We start from the raw sequence: 23,640 nt of genomic DNA, 5'->3' as shown, positions 1-23,640 counted from the left end.
ATTAAATTGTTCACTCAATTTTATATGTTACTTCAGTAAAATTACTTTTGCTTCTTCTAATTCTTGAATTTTTTAACTTTCAATAATTCTATATATCTTTTTTCTGATTACAATAATACTGAATATGGATTTTGAAAATCATACTCTACAAATTAGTAAAATAGGACAACATCTTTTTATCTCTATACTCCTATCTAATCACAAAAAAGAACTCTTAAATCTCCAAACTTGGCTATCAAAAAACATTATTTCTTTTTAAAACCGCACAAACGCCACAACAAACAAAACACTCATTAACAAACGCATAAATAACTCTACCACTTTTTGCCACCACAAAAAATAGTTCAAAAAAATTGAAAGTAAGAATATTGCAGCGGGGAACATATAGCTTATAAAATTCAATATTGAAAAGTTCAACTTCAAATGACATTCTTGTTTTGTCCTGATTTTGTCCTTGACATTATTAAGTATTTACAAGGCTATTTAGGTTCCTTTGTATCGAGAATTAATTAAAAGTTATTTTAATGAAACTAAAATTTTCCCTTATCCTTTTTTTTATAATTAACTCTTTTCTTTGGGCACAGGAAACCTATGTGCCTGACAATAATTTTGAGAATTATTTAGAAACTCATGATGCCAATGGAAACATTGTTACTTTAGGAAGTGCTACTAGTTTAGGAAATGGTATTGCTAGCGATGACTATGTAACTACCTCAAAAATTTCAAATCTAACTTCTCTAAACATCTCTTCTAGTATGATTGCTGATATTACAGGAATCGAAGATTTTACCAAATTAATGACATTAGATTGTAGTGATAATTCATTAACAACATTAAACATATCTAATAATTCTGCTTTAAAAACACTATTATGTTTTAGAAATGACTTACAAAGTATAGATGTTAGACAGAATACTCAATTAATAACAATTTCAATTTTTAGAAACCAATTACAAACATTAGATCTTTCTAACAACTTAGATTTAAATTATTTAATTTGTTCAAACAACGAACTAAGTAGTATAGATCTTACTAACAATACAAAATTAGAACGAGTTTCTATTTACGATAATCCAACATTAAATAATCTTAATGTTACCAATCTTCCATTATTAAAAGACTTAGATTGTGTAAATACTAATTTATCGAGTTTAGATGTATCTCAAAATTCAGAATTAGAATATTTACAGGCATATGAAAATCAATTAACGAGTTTAGATCTTTCAAAAAATGTAAAATTAATAGAGCTGTATGTCGAAGACAACCAACTAATGAGTTTAGATGTCTCTAAAAATACAATACTCGAAGATCTTTCTTGTGCCCGTAATGCACTTACATACCTAAATATTAAAAATGGAAATAACACTAATTTAGATGAAAGAGATTTTGATATTACTGGTAACTTAGGTCTTACTTGTGTATCGGTAGATGATGTAACTTTTGCGAATACTAATTTCACTAAAAAAGATGCACAAACAATATATTCTATTTCTTGTACAGAAACATATACACCAGATGATAATTTTGAAAATTTCCTAGAAACTCATGATGCAGATAATAATGTGGTTTCAGTTGGTGATCCAACAAGTATGGGTAATGGAATAGCTAATGATAATAAAGTATATACTTCTAATATTGAAAATGTTACTAGATTATTTATTGCAAATGCCAGTATTTCAGATTTAACAGGTCTTGAAGATTTTGCCAATCTTGAGGAATTATTCTGTTTTGGTAATGTCATAAATTCAAGCTTAGATTTAACCAGTTTAACCAAACTTGAAAGATTTCAAGGAGGTGACATGGGACTTACAAATATAAATGTAACAGACTTAACTAGTTTATACGACTTAGATGCTCCGAGAAATAATTTAACTTCAGTAAATGTTACTACAAATGCGGCTTTAACAAGATTAATACTTTCAAACAATAATTTAACAGGAGTAGATGTTAGTACAAATGTATTATTAGAAGATTTACAAGTACATGAAACTACATTAACCTCTGTAGATGTTACCAATAATCCGTTACTAACCAGATTAACTATCTCTTTAAATCAAATTTCAAGTATAAATATTGAGAACAATCCGTTAATAGAAAACTTAACTGTAAGTAGAAATCCTCTTACTGATATAGATGTGAGTCATCTTGCAAATTTAGAAGATATTAGTATAAACAACACGAATATTACTTCTATAGATTTCAGTAACAATACTAAGTTGGTTGAGGTGTACATGGATGAATGTCCAAATTTATCTTATGTGAATGTGAAAAATGGAAACAACGCTATTATTTCTGATTTTGAAGTAGATAACAATCCAAGTTTAACTTGTATCGAAGTTGATGATCCAACAGCTAGTTATTTAACAAGTTGGACTAAAGATGCGGCAGCTAGTTATGCACAATATTGTCGATTTACCTATGTGCCAAATGACAATTTTGAGAACTATTTAGAAACGCATCGAGAAAACACAGGTGGTGTTTCTTTCGGAGATGCTAGAAGTTTAGGAAATGGTGTTATGGATGATTTGGTTCCTACTGAAAAAATAGAAAACTTGACTATTTTATTTATTGAAGAACAAAGCATCATCGATTTTACTGGATTAGAAGATTTCTTAGCACTAGAAAGATTTAGAGCCTACGGAAATCCTGTAAACGGTGCTTTAGACTTAACAGCGAACACAAATCTAAACCAGGTATTTTGTTGGAATATGGGATTAACAGATATCAACATTACGGGATTAGAAAACCTACTAGCACTTGCAGTGAATGAAAATGATTTAGATAATATTGACATATCTACAAATACTAATTTAGAAGATGTTGTATTGTATGATAACAATTTAACTTCTTTAGATGTTACTCAGAACACAAGTTTGATTGGATTGAATTATGTCGATAACGCAATTACTACAATCGATTTGTCGCAAAATAGCAATCTTAAATTTTTGTATTGTAATAATAATGATGTTACAGAATTAAACCTTCAGGGAACTCCCTTAATCGAAACATTAGAGTTAAATAATAATCCTATTTCAAGTATAGATGTTTCAGCGTTAGCAAATTTAGTAAACTTAGATTTTTCAAATACTAATGTCTCTAGTATAGATGTGAGTAATAGTTTAAACTTAAGTCTTTTAGAATGTAATGATACTAGTTTGATCACATTAGATGTAACTAAAAATACAGCATTAAGAACCTTAAATACTCAAAACAATTCAATTACAACATTAGATTTAGGTAATAACACCAACTTAAATGCATTGAATGCAGCTAATAATCAATTGACATATGTAAACTTAAAATCTGGAGAAACAGACGGTATTAGTACAGTAGACATTACGAACAATCCTGGTTTAACATGTATTGAAGTAGATGATCCTGCTGCAAGCTATTTAAATACTTGGTCTAAAGATATTACAGTGAACTTTGCAGAGTATTGTAGATTTACAGCGGTTCCTGACGCAAACTTTGAGGAGTATTTAGAAACACATGCTATTTATGGTAATAGTGTTGCTTTAGGAAATGCAAATAGTTTAGGAAATGGTATTATTGATGATGGATTAGTTCCTACGGAAAAACTAGAACAAGCTCAATTCTTATATCTTTCTAACTTAGGAATTACGGATTTTACCGGTTTGGAAGATTGTGCAAATGTTACACGTTTATTTTTAACAGGAAATACAGTTTCAAACTTAGATGTTACTGCAAACACAAAATTAGACCGGTTATTTGCTGCAGATTTGGGCTTAACAAGCTTAAATATTTCTGGACTTACAGAATTAAAGCAGCTAGAGCTTAATAATAATGAGTTAAATACCATTGATGTTTCTGAATTCACAAACTTATCAGAGTTATATGTAACAGATAACAATTTGAGTGACTTGAATATCAGTACAAATAACTTAACGTATTTAGATATTTCCAATAATAGCATTAGTAATATTGATTTGAGTGGTCAAACGAATTTAGAATCGTTTAAGTGTGACGGAACTACAATTACTACTTTAAACTTTGATAATAACACAAATCTAGAAACACTTTCATTTTTAGATACTTATATAAGTAGTATTGATGTTACTGCTTTAGTTAATTTGAGAAACTTGACTTTCAGCGATACTAATATAGCTGAAATTGATTTAAGTAAGAATACAAATATGAGTCGCTTGTTTTGTGATGAAACACCATTGACTTTTTTAAACTTAAGTTCTCTAATAATCTTAGATGATTTTTCATGTAAAAACGGTCAGTTAACAAACTTAAATCTAAAAAATGGAAATGCTAGTGATTTAAATAACGTAGATGTTACAGGAAACCCAAGTTTAACTTGTATTGAAGTAGATGACCCTTTATCGGCTGATATAACAGGTTGGTTAAAAGACGCTACAGCTAATTATGCAGAGTTCTGTAGAATGACTTATGTACCAAATGACAATTTTGAAGCTGTTCTAGAAGCTAGAGGCTTTGGAAACGGAGTTACAAATGACAATTACGTATATACTTCTTTAATTGAAAATGAAACTGCTTTAATTGTCCAAAATAATGACATTACAGATGCTACAGGAATAGAAGACTTTAAGGCATTAGAATTACTTTTAATTCGTAGGTCAAATTTAGAGACTATCAATTTAACGCAGAATACTAAGTTGACATGTTTAAATTTAACAAATAATGCATTAACTTCTATAGATGTAAGTAAAAATATATTGCTTCAAGAAGTTTATTTAGATAGCAATAGTATTTTAGGAACGGTAGATATTTCTACTTTGTCTGAGTTAACTAATTTAGGTGTTTCTGACACAGGAATTAATACTATTGATGTTTCAAGTAACCCGTTGATCAGAGTATTGAATCTTGATGATAACAACTTTACAACGTTAGATATTTCTTCATATCCAAGTATAACTCAATTAAGAATAACTAACAATCAATTAACTTCATTAAATGTAGCTACTGGTAATAATGCTTCGTTTACTTGGTTTGATGCAACAGGAAATCCTAGTCTAAGATGTATAAAAGTGGATGATGTTAATGTAAATTTAAGCTTATGGTTTAAAGATGCAACAGCAAGTTATGCTTTGTATTGTGACTTAACTCTTATTACTGATGCTAATTTTGAAAACTACTTAGAAACTCATGATGCAAACGGAAATATAGTTAGCCTTGGAGACACATCAAGTTTAGGTAACGGAATTATAGATGATAACCAGGTTCCTACAGAAAAAATTAAAACAGTAATTGATTTAGATTTAAGTAATTTAGATATTGCAGGTCTCACAGGGATTGAAGGTTTCACTGCTCTAGAATCTTTAAATGTTGATTATAATGATTTAACAGCATTAGATATAAGCAATAATACAAACCTAAGAATTTTAGATGCAGCTGAAAATGAATTAACCTTTTTAGATTTATCTACCAATATAGCTTTAGAAGAAGTAGAATTAAGATCTAATAAAATAGTAACATTAGTTACAAATAACCCAAACTTACGAAAATTGAGAGCAAGTAAGAATTCATTTGCTTATCTAAATCTTACAAATTGTCCTCTATTAGAAGAAATTTCTCTTACACAAACTTTATTGGTAACGCTAGATATTAGCAATGGAAATAACGATCAAATTACTGATTTTAATGCTTCTTATAACGATTATTTAACCTGTATTGAAATTGATGATGCTTCTGCTTCTTATTTATCTACTTGGAATAAAGATGCAACAGCCAATTTCACAGAAAATTGTAATACTGCTATATGGACTGGTAAAAACGGAACAAACTGGACTGATACTGAAAACTGGATAAAAGACTCAGTTGCACTTTCTAGTCAAAACGTTGTTGTTCCTGTTTTGGTTACCTCACCAACTATTGAATCAGGAGTTTTAGCTGAAATGAATGACTTAAAAATTCATGATTTATCATCATTTACTATTGAAGATAACGGAGCTGCAACTGTAAATGGAGATTTCGAAACAGCAGAAACCGCCTTTATTAAATCTTCAATTAATACTAGTGGAACATTAATCGTAAAAGGATCTTCTAATGGAACAATCTCTTACGAACGTTCAGGTTTAGAAAGCAACAAATGGAGTATAATTACAGCTCCTGTTTCTGGACAAAGTATTAAAGAGTTTGTTGAAAATTCAGCTAATGAAATTAGAGTAAACACTACTGTAACACCAAACAGATATGCTGTTGCTTATTATGATGATAGCAAAGCTGACGGCTCTAAATGGACGTATTATACGACTACTGATTTAGTTGACAATTCTATCCTTTTTGAAGAAGGAAAAGCATATATAATTTCAAGAAAAACAAATGGCAGTGTAACATTTACCGGAAGCCTTACTACTACTAATAAAACAGTAAATGTAAACGGAGATCAATGGAATGCTGTAGGAAATCCGTACACTGCCTATTTGCCTATAAACAACAATTCAGATAATAATTTTATACAAGAAAACTTAAGTAAATTCAGTCCTGCTTATGTTGGCGTTTATGTTTGGAACAACACACAAAACAAATATGTAGCAAAAACATTAGCAGGTCCCCCTACTTCACTTACTGTTGGGAAAGGATTTTTTATCAGAACAAATGTTGGTGAAAATACTATTGATTTTAAAGAGTCTCAAAGAAGTCATGATGCTTCAGATGTTCAAGTATTTTCAAAAGGAAAAACCTCTGATACTAGCGTTCAAATTTTAGCTACTTCAGAAGGTATTAGTGTTGATACCAATATTAAGTATACTTCAAACGCTAGTATAAATCTTGATCCTGGTTATGATGTAGCTAATTTTGATGGAGCTACTTTTGATATATTTACTGGCTTAGTAGCTGAAAATAATGAATACAACTTTACTATTCAATCATTACCTAATACAAACTATGAAAGTATGATCGTTCCTCTAGGTATTAAGGCAACTGCAAATTCAAAAATTCAGTTGACAGCTGTAACTAAAAATTTACCAGAAGGAGTTGAAGTATACATTGAAGATAAAAAACTAAACACATTTACTTCTTTAAATAAAGAGTACATTATAAATGTAGATAAAGCTATTAACGGAACTGGTCGTTTTTACTTACACACCACAACTTCAAGTGTATTAAGTACAGAAGAAATTATTGAAACAAACACTAAAGTACAAATCTTTAAATCAAACAAACAGAATATTAAAGTTACAGGGTTAACTTTTGGTACTTCAGCATCAATAAATATTCATACAATTACTGGTAAAGAGATATTTAAAAGCAATTTCACAGCAAACCACACTAATGAGTTTACTCCTTCAAACTTAGCCATGGGTGTTTATGTCGTTAGTATAACAACAGAGAATGGAATTATTAGTAAAAAACTAGTTTTTGAAAATTAGAAATCATGAGTTTAAGCAATAAGAAAGATATCACGAGGAAAGAAGCCTTAAAAAAAATAGGCAATTATGGAAAGTATACTGCTTTAACAGCGTTAGGAACTTACTTAATTCTAAATCCAAAACAAGCACAAGCTGCAAGCCCTGAACCACCTGGAGATGGATTTTAAAAATAACAAAGAGTATCTAAAAAAAAGATACTCTTTGTTATTTCCATGATATTTATAAACTAAATAAGCTGATTATTTGTTGCGTATGAAATTGCTTCTGAAATATTAACTACTCCTAATTTTTCAAATAATTTCCTTCTATGAAATTTTATAGTATCTGGAGATACAAAAAGTACTTTAGCTATTTCATTAATAGCAAATCCTCTTATAGAAAATCTTAAAATTTCTTTCTCTCTACTCGTCAATTTTATCTTCTCTGTAGTTTCCCAAAAACTTTTTTCTAAATTATACTTATAAACTTTGTCATCACCAGTATTAAAAATTTTTATGTTTCCTGATGTTTGTTCTGAAGAAAGAGAAATAATACAAAGTGCCTTCCAAATTTTACCTTCTTTTGTTAAAAACAAAGGAGTCAACTTTTGATTGATCAAAATCTCTTTACCTTCATTATTTTTCAAGTGAAAATCGTATGATATTGTATAGTTTTTTCGATTCTCAACAGGAATTTCTTCATAAAAATCAAATCCTATAGTATTTATTTTTAAAAGTAATGCTAGATCAGATTCGCTAACATGATTAAAATAAAATGAATAGCCCATTTCTTTCACTTCTTCAGCAGTATGACCACATAAAAAAAGAGGGTTATCAGAAACATATTCAAAACCTTTTTTTTCGTAATCTATAATGTAAATACTTTTATAAGTAGTTTTAGCAAAAGCCTTGACTGAATCGAGATAACCAAATGCTTTTTTTCGATCATCTTCTGAAATTTCGTCAACATTGTTTTTGCTATGGAAAAAATCATTGATATTCGCCATAACGGGGATTTTAGTATTTAGAGATATTTTGCAGAGGTAAATTAAGAACTGCAAATATAGTCGTTTTTACTTCTTAATTTTCTTAGCATTACTCAAATTACATAGAAAAACAATGTTTCAAAGTAAAGAAGTACTCCCCTTCTATTTTTAAAAGTCTAGTGTAAATAAAAACTGTTAACTACACTCGAGTGTAATTTTTTTATATACGGCAACTACTACTTTTGTAGGTACATCTAAATTCATATTTAACTTTTTTTACTAGTATTCAAAGTTATATCTAAAACATGAAGAATCTTACATTGTGTTTTTAGGACAATTTTAATGCTATAATAAATTTGTAGAATGTGTAAATATAGAGTTTCCCTGCGCTTTCAATGATTTTATAAGTTAACGAGAGCGCGTTTTTGAATATTTTTATAATAAGAAGTTTAAAGTATAATTACTTTAAACTTCTTTTTTTGATACTACTCCTCCACTCCTACTACTTCAAAATCTGCATTTGCTATCACTTTATTGTTTACAATAGCTTCACAAAAAATTCGAGTTACACCAGCTTTTGTACTTTTTAAAACTCCCCTAAAAGTTAAATACTCACCATGAAAAATTAGCTTTTTAGCTTTAATATCAGCACTCATAACAATTACACTTGAGAAATTAGTTTTCTTAGCCAAAAATAATTCGATTCCTATCTCACCTAGCAAATTTCCTATAATTGCTACTGGTAAAGCTGGATAGTTTTTAAAATGACCTTCACATTCATTAGGCAAAATAGTTCCATATACACCCGTAATTTCATTTTCATTCAACACTATATCTGTCAGTTTCCTTCTTTTTCTATACGGACTTATTTCATTAAAAACTTTTCCTTTATAAAAATGATCTTTAAATAACTTTTGAAAAATTGGCACTTTTAAAACCTGATACTCTATAATTGCTTCAAAAAAAGTTGTATCTGAACCTGAAACAATTCCCTTAATCTCTCCTTTTCGTTTATCACTACAAATAACAGTTGCATCTACATTAAAAATTTCTGTAGCATTTGTTGATAAACTTTTACGTTTAATTTTTGCACTAGTGGCTAAATAATAGCTTTCAACACTGCTTTTTTGAGACAACAATAAAGAACCTAAAATTGCCAAATGTCTTCCTGTTTCAGAACAAAGAATTGGTCCTAATTCATTTCCTTCTAAATATTCATTCTGAACTTTAGCTGAAATATGCTCATTTGATGTAAGACATACATCAAATAAAATATTATATGGCTTTTTTACCATTATCAGTTGATTCAATTCTGTAGTTTGTTGTATTAGAGGTAACATTAGTATCTTTTTTTATAGTAGTTATTTCAATCAAAATTATAGCACATTTTTATATTAAAATTAAAAATAGGGGTGTCAAAAAGGTATTGTAGAGGTTTCATTTTGGTTGCAAAAAAGTTGTAATGTATTTTTGCCTTGTAATTAACCAACAAAAATTTTATAATTCCTCAGTGAAAACAAGATTAACCTTATTCATCCTATTATTAACTACTACAATATCCATAGCACAAAACCAACAAAAAAACTTAAACAAATTAAAACTAAACATTAAAAAAGCCACTTCAGATTCGGCTCGTATATATCATAAAATTGAGTTCGTAAAACAAGGCTATAAATCTGATATAGATACTGCTAAAATTGTACTAAATGAAGTGATTGATTTTTTGAACACTTCATCAACTAGCAAAAAATATTTTCAAAAAAGTAAAGTAACTGCTCTTAATTATTTAGGTATAATAAATATCAAACAAAATCAATTAGAAGCCTCTTTAAAAAACTACTTTGCGGCATTAGACTTAAGTGAAAAGCTACAAGATTCTGCAGGAAAATCTTTATCACTTCACAACCTAGGCATGTTTTTTAGAAAACAGCGTGAGTTTGAAAAATCTAGAAATTATTTTAAAGAAGCCATAAAAATAAAAGAGAAAAAAAATGATATAGAAGACTTAGCTTTATCATATCATATGCTTGGAGTTAATTATTACTTAAATAAAAACTTAGATTCTGCATTTTATTACATTAATAAAACAAAAAAACTTCCTTGTTCTAACATAAGAAAATCTAAAGCAAATGCAACTATAGCGGCCATATACTTTTCTCAAAAAAAATACGATCAATCAATAGCTATTTATAACGAAAATATTAACCTTTTAAAAAGAGATACTGATCTTAACGAATTATCTATTGGATATTTAAATATTGCTGTTTTGTACAATGCCTTGAAAAAATATGATGATGCAATACCTTACTTAGATAGCGCTATTGTATTAGCTAACAAACTAAAGAACAAAGACTTGTTGTTAAAGCAATACTATAGTAGAAGTAACTTACAAGAAAGTAGAAAAGATTATAAAAAAGCACTGTCTGACTACCGGATTGCTATGAGATATTTCGATACGATTAATGATATTGAAAAAGCTAAACGAATTACAACTCTTGAACTAAATCATAAATTTGAAAAAGAAAATCTAGAAAATCGTTTACAGTTAGAAAATGAAAGTTCTAAAAAGAAACTATACCTTATTGCTTTAATTTGTATTGCCATACTCAGCAGTGTTATTCTTTGGTTATTCAAAAAAAATTCTAAGCAGCAAATACGTCTTACTCAAACACGTTTACAAGAAAGAGAACTAGAAAATCTAAAAGCAGAATTAGCTTTAGTTACCAAGGAAAAAGAACTTAAAAATGCTGTTGTAGAAAACTCTATCAAACAAGAGATTTTTAATAAAACACTGAATGATATTAAATCTATTTTAAAACTAGAAAGCGAACAAGATCGAAAAACATCTCTTCAATCCCTTACAGCTTCTTTATTATCTGAAAAAGTGGTTACTAATTCAGATTTGAAATCTTATTTAGATAAAGTTAGTTTTGATTTTAAAGTTACTTTAGATACTAAATACCCTAAATTAAATGATAGGGAAAAAGAAATTTTATGTTTAATGACGCTCGATTTAAATGCCACTGAGATTAGTAAACTACAAAACTCTACCATCTCAGCAATCAAATCTTCTCGTTCACGTATTCGAAAAAAGATTGGAGTAACCTCTAAAGAAGATATTATTAAATTTATTAATAGTGCAGTTTAAAAAAATAGTATAAAATTGGGTAACAGAATGTAAAAAAGAGAACTTTAAAGTGGTTTGAATACTAGAATTAGCAAATGAAAAAAGAAGAAAAATCACACTCAAAAAAACTTTTTAATAGAAAAGAAGCACTTCAAAAAATAGGAGTTTATGGCAAATATGTAGCTTTTACTGCTTTGAGCACTTACTTTATTTTGAATCCAAAAGAAGCACAAGCAGCAAGTCCAGAAACTCCAGGAGATGGATTTTAATTAAAAATAGTATTGTTTACTAATTCGTAGCCTTCACAGTTTGTTACAAATCTGTGGAGGTTTTTTATACTGGTAAATATCAAACTATGAAATAAAAATTCACACTCCCCTAAAAATAAAAGTAGCTTGTTTTTAAAAAAATATATCCGAAATAAATATTTTACAACCCCAAAAACTAAAATTCGACACCCCAACTCTACTCCTAAATCATAAAATTCAATAAAAAAAAGAGGCTCTTTTTTCGGACAATTAACGGACAAAAAACACCTACAAGCATTGATTTTACTGAAGTGAAACCCTTTTGCAACCTCTACATTGTTTGTTTCAATAAATAATTTTAAAGAAATTTGTATCAGAATTTAAAACCAAACTTTAACAACCTCCAACTTAATTATGAAACCTACCTATCCAAATTCTTTATCATTTTTCTTTTACAAATTCATACTTGTAAAAGATGCTTTTAAAGCTTGTATAAAAACTAAATTTATAAGCAAGCTGTCTACTACATTACTTTTTAACTCGAGCATACGACTCGGTAAAACATTTTCGAAAATCAACATACCGTTTATGTACACCTAATCTGTACACTTAACTTTTTTAAAAGAGAAAAAAGCAACATTATAATATTGGAGAATCCATATTAAACAAAAATGCTTTTAGGCTCTCAATATTTAATACCTAACACTATTAAAAACTAGTTGGGATGCTAAACTAGTGTCTAAACTTAAACAATAACGTAACTAAATACTTATAACAGAATTGTTTTTACTAATTACAATTCTATCAATTTTTACTAATCAATAACTATTAACTTTTCAAAATTAGAATCATGAAAAAAAGAAATTTAATTTTAACAGCAACTTTAATAATTTTTAGCGCTTATAATGCTATTGCTCAATCTGTAGGAGGTGATTGGGGTGATAAAAAAGACCTTCTTGTAGTCAACAAAGATAGGTCTAACAATTGGGGACAACTTAGATTACAAACATACAACAGAGGTGTCACACTTTCTAATTACACCAATAGATTAGCAGTTCAATTTGTTACCAGTAATGACCATAAAACTTTTGGTACAGAACGTTTTACTATTAGAAATAGTGGTAATATCGGTTTAAATGGTGTTACTAACCCTTTAGGTGAATTACAATTTAAAAACACCATAAACAACAGAAAGTTAGTTCTATGGCATGGTAATAATAATAACGATCATAAATTTTATGGTTTCGGAATTAACTCTAGTACACTAAGATATCAATCTGATGCCCATCATGTTTTCTATGCAGCAGTAAATGACAATAGCTCTAGAGAAAACTTTCGTATTAATAAAGATGGAAAAGTAGGTATTGGAGTTTCTTCTCCTCTGCAGAATTTACATGTGAGAGATAACGCTCTTATGGGGAGTACTTTTGTAGGTAATGTAGGACATGGTAGTGCTTGGGCTGGATTTGCGCATAAAGATCAAGTAGCTAAAAATTCTTACGCATTAATAGCACAAAGTAATGGACAACATACACTTATTAACAAGAAAGACACAGATAATGGCTATATCGGTTTTAGAGTAGGAAATGTAAATAAGATGGTTATCAATAATGCTGGTAAAGTTGGTATAGGAACAAATTCACCTAATGGAGAGTTACACTTAAGTAAATCTACAAAAAACAGAAAAATAGTACTTTATGAAGCTTCTAATAACGATCATAATTTTTATGGTTTCGGTGTAAATAGTGCTACTCTAAGATATCAATCAGGTCAAAATCATGTGTTTTACAGTTATGTAAGTCCAACTTCATCAAAAGAGGTTTTTAGAATTAACAAGAATGGTACGGTTAAAATAGGGAACACCAATTTAGCTCCGGATACTGTAGATACTTCATTACTTTCTGTTAGTGGTGGATTAAGAACTAACAAAGTAGTATTAAACATTGGTACTTTCCCTGATTATGTTTTTGATAAAAACTACGATTTAATGCCTCTTGAAAAAGTTGCTGAATATATTAATAAGAACAAGCACTTACCAAATATTCCTTCTGAAAAAGAAATCGTAGCTTCTGGTCTTGACATGAACATGATTACTACTAAGCTTGTTGAAAAAGTAGAAGAATTAACACTATACACGATAGATCAAGAAGATAAAATTAAAGCACAAAATAAGCTTATTGAATCTTTAGTAAAGCGTTTAGAGCGTCTTGAAAATAAAGAACAAAAGTAAAAATTAGCACTCGTATGAAAGTATTTAATTTTTTACTAATAGTGTTATGCTGGTATCAAGGAATAACTGCACAAAACACAGAGCTTATCGTATTTTATGCCGATGAAGGAGCTCAAAAAAAGGTCTTAAACTTAGATAAAGAAACCAATTCATTGGTATTAACAGAAAAAAGTAATACGACCCCAGACACTTATTTTGATGCTTTTATTATAAAGCAATCAGAAGATAATCCAGCTACTGTTTTTTTAATTTCTGCTCAAGAAAATAATTTGTTTTTAAAGAGAGAAGGAAACAATTTAGTTTTTAGAGAAATACAAGAAGAAACAAATATTAAAAACTACCAATGGGAAATTCAATATTTCGGGTATCCTTATATCGCACTATGTGATCCTACCAAAGACAAAAGTGTAGTGTACATGCAAAACGGTGTTCTTTCAATGAAGAATGTTCCTAATGCTAGTTGGAATTTGTCGAGTAATGACGATGATAAGGGTAATGCCTATCGATATAAAATCGGCAAAATTGTAAAAACATTCTAAAATTTTAATACACATTTAAAATCATAAATGATGAAAAAACTATTAATTACAGCGCAAAGTTGTTGCTGGATTATACTACTTTGCTTTTTTCTGAATACGCATTTGATAGCACAAACTGCAAATAAAAATATATCGGTACTAAAAATGCCAAGTAGTTCGGGTCATATTTCTAATTTTGACACTAATGTAGGTTTAAAATCTATGTTATTGGATAAAGGAAATTTAGGCGAAGCAACCATCGAATTTTGGACAAAATTCAAAAACGATTCTGAATCGTTATTATTTACCACAGATGCCTTAAATAATAAAGGATTTACGTTTAAAATTCACCGTAACAACGTAATTTTAAACAGTGATTATTTAAATGATCAACAGCCTATTGATATTCCTGCAACAATTACAGGTACTTTTTGGCAACACTATGCTTTTACGTTTTATCAACTAGGTCCTAATTCATTTAATATAGATTTACATGTAGATGGTTATAAAGTGAAAACATTTAGTGCTATTGAAATAGCTGATAATTACGATTTATATTTTACAAAAGGAGGTGCTAATCAAGAAATCTTTTTAGCTGAAGTAAAAGCTTGGAATGTAAAAAGACAAGAAGAGCAAATATTTAATAATAGATATACTTCTTTTTATAACTACACAGGTAATATCATAAACGATCAAATAAATAAAGGACTTGTAGCTAATTTCTCTGGAGATGCTGAAGAACAACCTACAAATCAATATATGCCTGAGCTTACCTCAACGCATTGGTTAAACACAATTCAGCAAGATGGTTATCCTGCTTACGGAAAAATAGCCTCAAAACTAACAAGTAATAGCAGTAATAAAACATTGGCTTTCATTAATAGTGAAATAGAGAATCCTATTAGCCAATTAGATCAAATTATTGTGAGTGCTTCTAAAGGTGCTTTTTCTGATAAAGTGGAACTTAAATGGTTTCATGTTGGTGATTTAACCTATTATAATATTTACAGAGATGGAAGTAAAATAGGTACTAAAGACAATATCACAAAAAATAGTGGAGAACAGTTATTTTTTACGGATAAAGGAGCCTTACCAGGAACAATATATACGTATACGATAGTGGGTGACAATACAGATGCACCAAACCCTAAAAGTGGTAGTAATACTGGATTCATTTTTCCAAACGGTACCATTACAGGAGTTGTAAAAACACAATCAGAAGTATATGTTAAAGATGTAACTATTGAAATTAATTTAAACGAACCTGATCCAAGCAACACAGATGCTGTTAATGCATATACAGCAACGAATGGTAGTGCCTTAGAGTTTGCTGCAAATTCACCTAAAATTAGTTTTGTAGAAAGTAAATTAATTACTGATAACAATAATATTACTATAGAATTTTGGTATAAGAACGGAACTACTACAGGAAGAGGAACCAACAAAGTATTTCAATCGGGTAATACTTCAATTGCAATAAATACTTCTAGTAATACAGATGTATCAACTAGCATTCAGTTTAATAATAATATTGTTAAAACTTTTCCATTAGGAGCTAACGACACAGAGTGGCATCACTATGTATATGCTTTTGGAAACGATGGTATTAATGTGTACAAAGATGAAGTACTTGTAGGTACTGATGCTACTGCTTTTGACTGGAGTTCTACCTCTAACGATTATAATTTTTATATCAATCAAGCTGCTGCACATACGTATTTAGTGGATGAATTTAGAGTATGGAAGGGTAAGAAAAATCTTGATGAAATTGAAAAATATGCTGCTTATATAGCTGATTCAGATGAACAAGATTTACTACTAGCCTATTCTATGGACCTTAATGATACTAAAGCTATTTATAATCGTGCTTCAGTTTCAAAAGGTAGCTATGTAGGAAAAATAGAACAAACATCTACTTTAGTTTACAAAGAGCAACCTAAAGCTTTAAAATATGTAGCGTATACAGATGCTAATGGTAGTTACGAATTCAGTGCTATTTACAGTACACATGATAAATACACCTACACTGCTAGAGCTATTAAACCTATTCATGAGTTTAAACCATCTACAGTTGGTGCAATTATAAAACAATCTTCTTTGGTTGCAGATTATAGTAAAGTAGCTAACTTCACTGATATTTCTAATTTACCTGTTGCTGGTAGAATCTTATATATTGAAGGTGAAAACAAGTATCCTGTACCTGCTGGAAGAAGATTAGCTATTGATGGGCAACCATTATTAGGTTCTGCAGATGGTTTATTAAGTAATAAAGATGGTGTATATAGTGTTTCATCTTCTTTAGGCTTACATACTTTTGAAGTTTTTAATCCTGAATTAACAAATAACAACAGTTTAAATAGTTTAGATTTTTCTCCTGTAGAAGCAGACAATACAATTACAAGTGGTGGTTATGCTGTTACTAAAAATACTATTAACTATAAAGACAACGGTATTACGATCTCTGGATTTGTGAAACCTTTTGTGTCTGTTACCTACCCAAGTTTTGTTCCTGAAAAACAAACATTACTACAATGGGATCAATTAGAAGTTGTTTTAAAAAACAATACTTTAATTCAAGTATTTTACAATGATCAATTACAAAAAGAAACCGCTTTAAACAATCCTAGCTCTTTCTCTTTTTTCGCTGTAAGTATTGCTGATACGGGTGAATTAGGTTTGTTGGTAAATGATACTTACAAATCAGGAATGATAAGCGCTCCTACTTTTAATAATGATTGGTTATACTTAGGAGCAAGCACAGATAATGGTGGTACTGCAACTGCATCTAACTTATCTCCTATGACCTTGGTAGAATTTAGAAACACTTCTTATTCTGAAGTTGAATTAAAAGCTATCAAAAGTGGTGATATTATTGATGGAGATGCTGATCACTTAGAATTATCTTTCGATTTTGCTCAAGAAAAAGGAAACAGAACTTTATCTAAAACTGTAGCTGGTAAAAACAACTATTTAGTTTTAAATGATGCTGCAACTATCAGCAATTCAGAGATCATAACCTATTCAAAAAAATACAAGTATGAATATGTAGCTACTACATCTCGATACAATCCTCAAGCAGGTAGTCATTTGTATTCTTTAAATGTTATTGATCCAATGACTGAAGTAGATTTTGAAATGAAAGATCGATTTGGTTTTGTAGGAAATATAGTTATCCCTTGCGAAAATACTATTGGAGCATGGACAGGAACAATTACAAGAACTGATAGTGATGCTACTCCTGCTTTCTCAAAAGAAATTACAGCTAGTAATTTTGATAACGAGAACAAAGTATTTATGGTAGATGGTCTTATTCCTGGAAAATATGAAGTGATTATTACCAATGTAAACGATACAACTATCACTAGAAGTATCTCAAACATAGATATTACCAAAGGTTGGGCTACTTATGATTTTGAATACAGAGCTCCTTTATCTATTGAATTGAATGTATATCAAGTAAAAGAAGATAAAATTACTACTCCTTTAGAAGACTTAGTTGAAAGTGATTTCGACCTTTTAGAAAAAGCTTGTGGTAAAGACTTCTATGTATTTAACGAAGGTGCACCTGTATTACTTCAAGCAACTATATTTGAACAATATGGAGATCAAAAATGTATGATCGAAGAGGCTACAGTTAATTTTACAGGTGGATTATTAAAATTAGCTGATGGTGCTAGTTCTGCTCAAGGAAAAACAGACGTAAATGGACATGCGGTATTAGCTTCTTTTGCTGCTGCTCCTAATTTTATGACTCCACATACAAAAGGTTTTACAATTCAGGCTATGAAAAATGATAGCAGTAAAATTGAAACTTTAAAAGGGTTAATTACTGGAGCAAGAATGAACAATAGTGATTTTACTATTGCTGATCCTGTTATAAACTATGTTTTACACGACCCTCCTGGTGATGGAAGTAGTGCTACTCTTAAAAAAGGAACTAAATCAGTTACTACAGGTAAATGGAATGCTGCTTTAGGATACACAGGTACACTTAGTAATCAATTAGGTTTAGAGCATAGACAAAACTTAGTGGCTACTGTATTAGGTTTTGGTACTTCTATTACTGCCTTTAAAGCCAAAGTCTCAACTGGAGTAGATGTTCAATTTAGTGCTTTAGGAACGTATAATGGTAGTACTGTAACAGAAACTGAAAACACGGAAGAGTTTAGTACTTCTAGCACTGAAAATATTGTTGGTAAAGAAGCTGATTTATTTATTGGAACAGGATATTTAATAACTGTTGGAACTGGTGAAACATTGGCTTACGATAGTGACGCATGTGAAGTTCAATACAGCTCTAATGCTCAAGTTTTAAATAATAAAATAGATAATTCTTTTTCACATACCTATTATGATATTAAAAAAGATATGATTCCTAATTTATTAAAATCTATAGAGAGCGAAACTGACGATAAAAAAATTCAGTCGTATGAAAACTCTGTAAGAAAATGGAGTGCTGCTTTAATTAATAACGACTTTGCTTTAAACTTGTATAAGAGATCAGATTATGCATATTTGAAAGATTACGCATTTCTTTCTGAACTTGATCAAAAGTTAGATGAATATGATGAAAGTAAATATGATTGGAATGATTACAAGCAATTTAAAAACTTTGATAAAAACAGAAGTTTTGATGGTGGTGGTTCAGTATATACTAGAAACATTACCACTGCTGATACTGATACCAATGGCGCAGATTTTCAATCGACCTTTGATTTTGGATATAAAACAAAAGTAGACGGAACTGTCGGTGGTGTTAGTTCTGAGTTTGAATATACCAATACGGTAAACACTGCATTGGGTGGTGGTTTCGAAATTACTGATGAAACAAATACCTTAGTACAATATACCTTGACAGATGGTGATGCTGGTGATCGTTTTGCTTTAGAAATAAGACGTGACCCAAATTATGGAGTACCTATTTTTAAAACTTTAGCAGGAAAAAGTTCTTGTCCGGCAGAGCGTGGTACACAAATTAGAACAGGTGTAGAAATTTCTTCAGAAAAAACCATTGCTAATGGATTAGTGGGTCAAACATTAGAATACCAAGTAAAACTGAGAAATACGCAAACAGCGGGGAATGCAGATTCACCTAAAACCTACGAGCTTTCTCTTTCAACAGAAACCAATCCGCTTGGAGCTATTGTTACAGTTGGTGGTAAAAAGTTAAATGGTAACACTATTTCTTACTGGTTTGGACCAGATGATACCTCTCCTACTGGTATTAAACAAGAATATGATGTTACTGTACAAGTAACAATGCCAGACAATGAAACAGATTCGTATGTTGAATACAAAGATTTGGAGTTATTATTTGCGGTACCTTGTGAAGGACATACTGATTTAGATTATGATCATAACATTAGTGTATACGAAGATGCAGGAGTTAAAAGTATTGATGCTTTATATCTGACTGCTCAGTTCCATGGTCCTTGTATTAAAGAAACGACTATGAATAGTCCTCAAGAAAATTGGGTGATTAATCAATCGAACAATAATATTCAAGATTTTGTTTTCACGCTTTCTGGTGTATCTGTTGAAAATGACGAAGTAGTACTTCCTGATAGTTTAACTGCTGTAGAAATAGAATATGCTTTAGCTGATAACAATACGCCTATTTTGTTAAAAACAATTACGGTTGAAGAGTTAAAGAATATGTATAGCGATACTCACAATGCTTTTAAAGCTTCTGTTGATGTATCTGGATTGGTAAATGGTGGTTATGGTTTTAGAATTGTACCTGTATGTGGATTAGGAACTGAAGTTTGGAGGCGAAATACACCTACTCCTTATGTGTATGGAAATGTATCTAGAACTGCTCCATTATTATTAGAAACGAATCCTATTGAAGGAGGAATATTAACTGACGGAGCTATTACTGCTGTTTACAACAAACCTTTAGATCCTACTACACTTACTTCTTTAAATATTTCGTTAAGAGGTACATTAGGAGGTTTACCCAAAAAATTAATATCAGCAGAGTTTAATGTACCTACAGATATTATTACCGTTCCACACGGAGACTTCTTAAATCTTTCTGGTGCATTCACTACAGAATTTTGGATAAATCCAACTGCATATCCAGTTAACGGAACAGTAAATCTATTTGAAAAGGGTAGCAACTATAGTTTAGGGTTAAATGCAAATGGAAAGTTAGTATATAAAGAAGGACTAGGTGGAAATATTACTGCAAGCTTACCTCTTCATGAATGGACTCACGTAGCTATGGTATATGATGGATATAATAACATAAACTTCTATTTCAATGGTACTTTGGTATACTCTGATGTTGCATATAATGTATCTAATGAAAATATTCAATTAAATACTAATGATTTAATTATTGGTGGATCTAATGATCAAAATGAAGGATATTTAGGTTTAATAGATGAATTACGAATTTGGAATAAAGCACGTTCACACGGTCAAATTGTTTCTTTTAAAGATAAACAGTTATTAGGAAACGAAGATCAATTAATGGCGTATTATGTATTTGATAATATTGCTTTAGAAGTAGATGGTTTCCAAGAAGGTGTTAGAGATTTCACTGGTAATACTAGTGGTAGTACTCAAAATGGTATTTCTTGGATTGAAGGTGATTTTGCAGCTCCTTTATCTATTGAACAATTAATACAAGACATTCCTATTGAAGTAAACACAAATGTTGACAATAATGAAATTATTATCACGCCTTTAAACTTTCAAGAATACTTCTTAGAAGGAGCTAAATTAACTGCCATACTTAGTAATAGCTCTATCAAAGGTGTAGACGGTAATGTTACTGAAGGTCATAATTGGTCATTTACCATTAATAAGAATAATACTAACTGGAACAAAGCCAATATTAATGCTTCTCAACAAGTTGGAAATACTACAAGTTTTTCTGCAACACTTACCAATAATGGAGGTACTGATACAACTTTTGAACTACAATCTTTACCAGATTGGTTAAAGTGTACAAATGTTACTGTTGGTAATGAAATAACTATTGAAGCTGGTTTTGAAAAAACATTAAATTTCAGTACTTCAGCTTATTTAAACAAAGGTGTTTTTTACGATAATATTGGTGTAATTACCTATAGTGAAACTGGTACTAGAACTGGTTACGAATATTTTAAACTTACATTAGATGTTAATTGTGAAACCCCTGATTATGAATTTAATGCCTCTAACTTCCCTTTTAAAAAGGAATTTACAGGAACATTAAACATTGCTGGTGAAATTTCAGAAGATACCAACGATGTAATAGTTGCTTATTTTAACAATGAAGTTAGAGGAAAAGGTAGCGTTTCTATGATCAATAATAAACCAACTGTTTTATTAGATGTCTTTTATAATGTAGGTGAGTCTGGTGATTTATATTTCCATGTGTGGGATGATTCTCATTGTAAAGAATACATTGGTTTACAACAAACTTATGCTATTGGTGATACTCCTTCTGAAGGAAATATTATTACACCTGTATTGTTTGAAACTGGTGATACTATCGTAAAAAGAATTCCTTTATTACAAGGTTATCAGTGGGTAAGTTTCAACTCAATCAATAATCCTCAAACCTCTATTTTAGATATTAATCGTATAAAAGGTATGGAAGAAGGTGATCAAATTATGGAACTATCTGGAAGTGAAATCACTTCATTCTCAGCTACAGGAGATGCTAGTGGTACTCTTCAACAATTAGATTATACCAAAGGATATCAAGTGAAATCTGCAAGTGATAAACTAATGCTTATTCAAGGTACTGATGCTCCTATGAATACAAACATTACTATTAATGGCGGATATGCAACCAACTATGTAGGATATATTCCTAATGTAATGTTTAACACCTCGTATGCTTTACGTTCTTTATCAAATAAATTTTCTATTGGAGATAAAGTTTCAGGACGAAAAGGTTTTTCAGAATTTACTGCAGAAGGATGGAAAGGTACTTTAACACATTTAATACCAAACAAGTCTTATAGTATTAAAATGATGAATCCAGGTACTTTAAATTATTCTGGTGTTGTTACTACTTCAAATAGTGTAGCTTCAAGAACAATGTCTTTTGACGATGTAACATCAGAAAATACTGATAAAAATGCGTTAGATACTAAATACTTAAAAGATGCTAAAGCAAAAGGTATTGAGGTTGAGGGAACAAAATATCCTTTTATTATGTCTGTTACTGCAAAAATTGTTGCTGATAACATAGATACTGATAAAGAATATATTGTTATTGCAGAATCAAATGATAAATATAGAGGGATAGCAAAAGCTGTTAAACAAGAAGATAGCTTTGTTTATTTTATGACTGTTTATGGAAGCAATAAAGAAACCATAAATTTCAAGGTTATTGCTGATGATGAAACTTTTGATATTGAAAACACTTTGTCATTTTCTAAAAATAAATTCATAGGTAAGTTGGAAAATAGCTATCCTTTATATGTCTCAGATTCAAATCAATCTGATATTTCTGGAAACATATTAACTATTGACAACAATCCTGTTGGTGAAATAGCAACTATTCATATGCAACCAATAACTACAGATAACTATGTGTTAAACTTAGTAAGTCTTAACGGTACTGAAATTGCAACATTATTTTCTGGTAAACTACAAGAAAACGAACGCACATCAGTAATTTTAGATAGATCTACAGATACTCGTTTAATGAAAATTCCAAACGGGATGTATTTATGTCATCTAAAAAGTTCTGACAGTAGCATAACATTAAAAGTTATTTTTAAATAAACAGTTTAAAGCTTTTAAAATTTAAACCACCTTTTAAAAAGGTGGTTTTTTTATGAATATAAACGTTAACATAATTTTATTTTACACAAACAGAATTGTTAAAACATCTTTTTATCTAACAAAACACCCTCGAAACATTATTTATGTTAAAAAAGTTAAAAAAGAATATTTTAAATCTTTTTTATGTTAAAAAACAAACAAAAAGTAAATTTAAAGTTAAATTTAACTTAAACAAAGGAGTTTAATTCAATTTTAAACCTGTTTTAAAAGTTAAAAAAAAGTTAAATTATAGTTTTAAAAAGTTAATATTTTCTTAAATAAAATATTAACTTTTTAACATTATTATCAATAGAAAACCCTTTAGTAGCCTAATGCGAATTAGTTGCTTAATGATAAAAACCACTTCAAAAAAAACATACATATTTCAATTTTAAACACTTAGCTCTCTCTAACGTGTTT

At 29.7% G+C, this 23,640-nt stretch carries 9 protein-coding genes; 7 read left to right on the top strand and 2 right to left on the bottom strand.

Translation table 11 applies throughout. The annotated features are described in order from the left end of the window. Window positions 1-524 precede the first annotated feature (524 nt). Window positions 525-7,361: a T9SS type A sorting domain-containing protein gene (locus EYW44_RS15040; protein WP_132724515.1), complete on the top strand. Its 6,837-nt coding sequence runs from the start codon at window positions 525-527 to the stop codon at window positions 7,359-7,361. A gap of 5 nt (window positions 7,362-7,366) precedes the next feature. After that, on the top strand, window positions 7,367-7,528 hold the full coding sequence (locus EYW44_RS22285; RefSeq protein ID WP_165872239.1) for a hypothetical protein: 162 nt from the start codon (window positions 7,367-7,369) through the stop codon (window positions 7,526-7,528). 59 nt (window positions 7,529-7,587) lie between these two features. On the opposite strand, the gene EYW44_RS15035 is transcribed toward EYW44_RS22285, so the two are convergent. Both EYW44_RS15035 and EYW44_RS15030 read right to left on the bottom strand, forming a co-directional pair. Then, window positions 7,588-8,346 (bottom strand): response regulator transcription factor, encoded by a 759-nt coding sequence (locus EYW44_RS15035; protein ID WP_132724513.1) that lies wholly within the window; start codon window positions 8,344-8,346, stop codon window positions 7,588-7,590. A 464-nt stretch (window positions 8,347-8,810) separates the two neighbouring features. Further along, the gene (locus EYW44_RS15030) at window positions 8,811-9,665 is read right to left on the bottom strand and encodes a hypothetical protein (protein ID WP_132724511.1); all 855 of its coding nucleotides are present in this window, start codon (window positions 9,663-9,665) and stop codon (window positions 8,811-8,813) included. 170 nt (window positions 9,666-9,835) lie between these two features. On the opposite strand from EYW44_RS15030, the gene EYW44_RS15025 reads away from it, so the two are divergent. From EYW44_RS15025 to EYW44_RS15010, 5 genes are all read left to right on the top strand, one after another. Continuing rightward, window positions 9,836-11,473 carry a tetratricopeptide repeat protein gene (locus tag EYW44_RS15025; protein ID WP_165872238.1) on the top strand — a complete coding sequence of 546 codons (1,638 nt, stop codon included), beginning with the start codon at window positions 9,836-9,838 and terminating at the stop codon, window positions 11,471-11,473. 74 nt (window positions 11,474-11,547) lie between these two features. Next, window positions 11,548-11,721: a hypothetical protein gene (locus tag EYW44_RS22280; protein ID WP_165872237.1), complete on the top strand. Its 174-nt coding sequence runs from the start codon at window positions 11,548-11,550 to the stop codon at window positions 11,719-11,721. 829 nt (window positions 11,722-12,550) lie between these two features. Further along, entirely contained in the window at window positions 12,551-13,930 is a 1,380-nt protein-coding gene (locus tag EYW44_RS15020) for a hypothetical protein (RefSeq protein ID WP_132724507.1), read from the top strand. Between the two features lie 14 nt (window positions 13,931-13,944). Further along, window positions 13,945-14,469: a hypothetical protein gene (locus EYW44_RS15015; RefSeq protein WP_132724505.1), complete on the top strand. Its 525-nt coding sequence runs from the start codon at window positions 13,945-13,947 to the stop codon at window positions 14,467-14,469. Window positions 14,470-14,499: 30 nt separating this feature from the next. Further along, the gene (locus tag EYW44_RS15010) at window positions 14,500-23,181 is read left to right on the top strand and encodes a LamG domain-containing protein (protein ID WP_165872236.1); all 8,682 of its coding nucleotides are present in this window, start codon (window positions 14,500-14,502) and stop codon (window positions 23,179-23,181) included. The last annotated feature ends 459 nt before the right edge of the window (window positions 23,182-23,640 follow it).

The organism is Tenacibaculum sp. M341, from assembly GCF_004337695.1.
In the GTDB taxonomy this organism is placed as follows: domain Bacteria; phylum Bacteroidota; class Bacteroidia; order Flavobacteriales; family Flavobacteriaceae; genus Polaribacter.
The sequence above is the reverse complement of the archived record's forward strand: the minus strand, read 5'-3'. Positions and strand labels throughout refer to the sequence as shown.

Excerpts from the sequence above, each read along its gene's own strand:
- EYW44_RS15040 (WP_132724515.1), top strand. The coding sequence starts at position 525 with ATGAAACTAAAATTTTCCCTTATCCTTTTTTTTATAATTAACTCTTTT.
- EYW44_RS22285 (WP_165872239.1), top strand. The coding sequence starts at position 7,367 with ATGAGTTTAAGCAATAAGAAAGATATCACGAGGAAAGAAGCCTTAAAA.
- EYW44_RS15035 (WP_132724513.1), bottom strand. The coding sequence starts at position 8,346 with ATGGCGAATATCAATGATTTTTTCCATAGCAAAAACAATGTTGACGAA.
- EYW44_RS15030 (WP_132724511.1), bottom strand. The coding sequence starts at position 9,665 with ATGTTACCTCTAATACAACAAACTACAGAATTGAATCAACTGATAATG.
- EYW44_RS22280 (WP_165872237.1), top strand. The coding sequence starts at position 11,548 with ATGAAAAAAGAAGAAAAATCACACTCAAAAAAACTTTTTAATAGAAAA.
- EYW44_RS15020 (WP_132724507.1), top strand. The coding sequence starts at position 12,551 with ATGAAAAAAAGAAATTTAATTTTAACAGCAACTTTAATAATTTTTAGC.
- EYW44_RS15015 (WP_132724505.1), top strand. The coding sequence starts at position 13,945 with ATGAAAGTATTTAATTTTTTACTAATAGTGTTATGCTGGTATCAAGGA.
- EYW44_RS15010 (WP_165872236.1), top strand. The coding sequence starts at position 14,500 with ATGAAAAAACTATTAATTACAGCGCAAAGTTGTTGCTGGATTATACTA.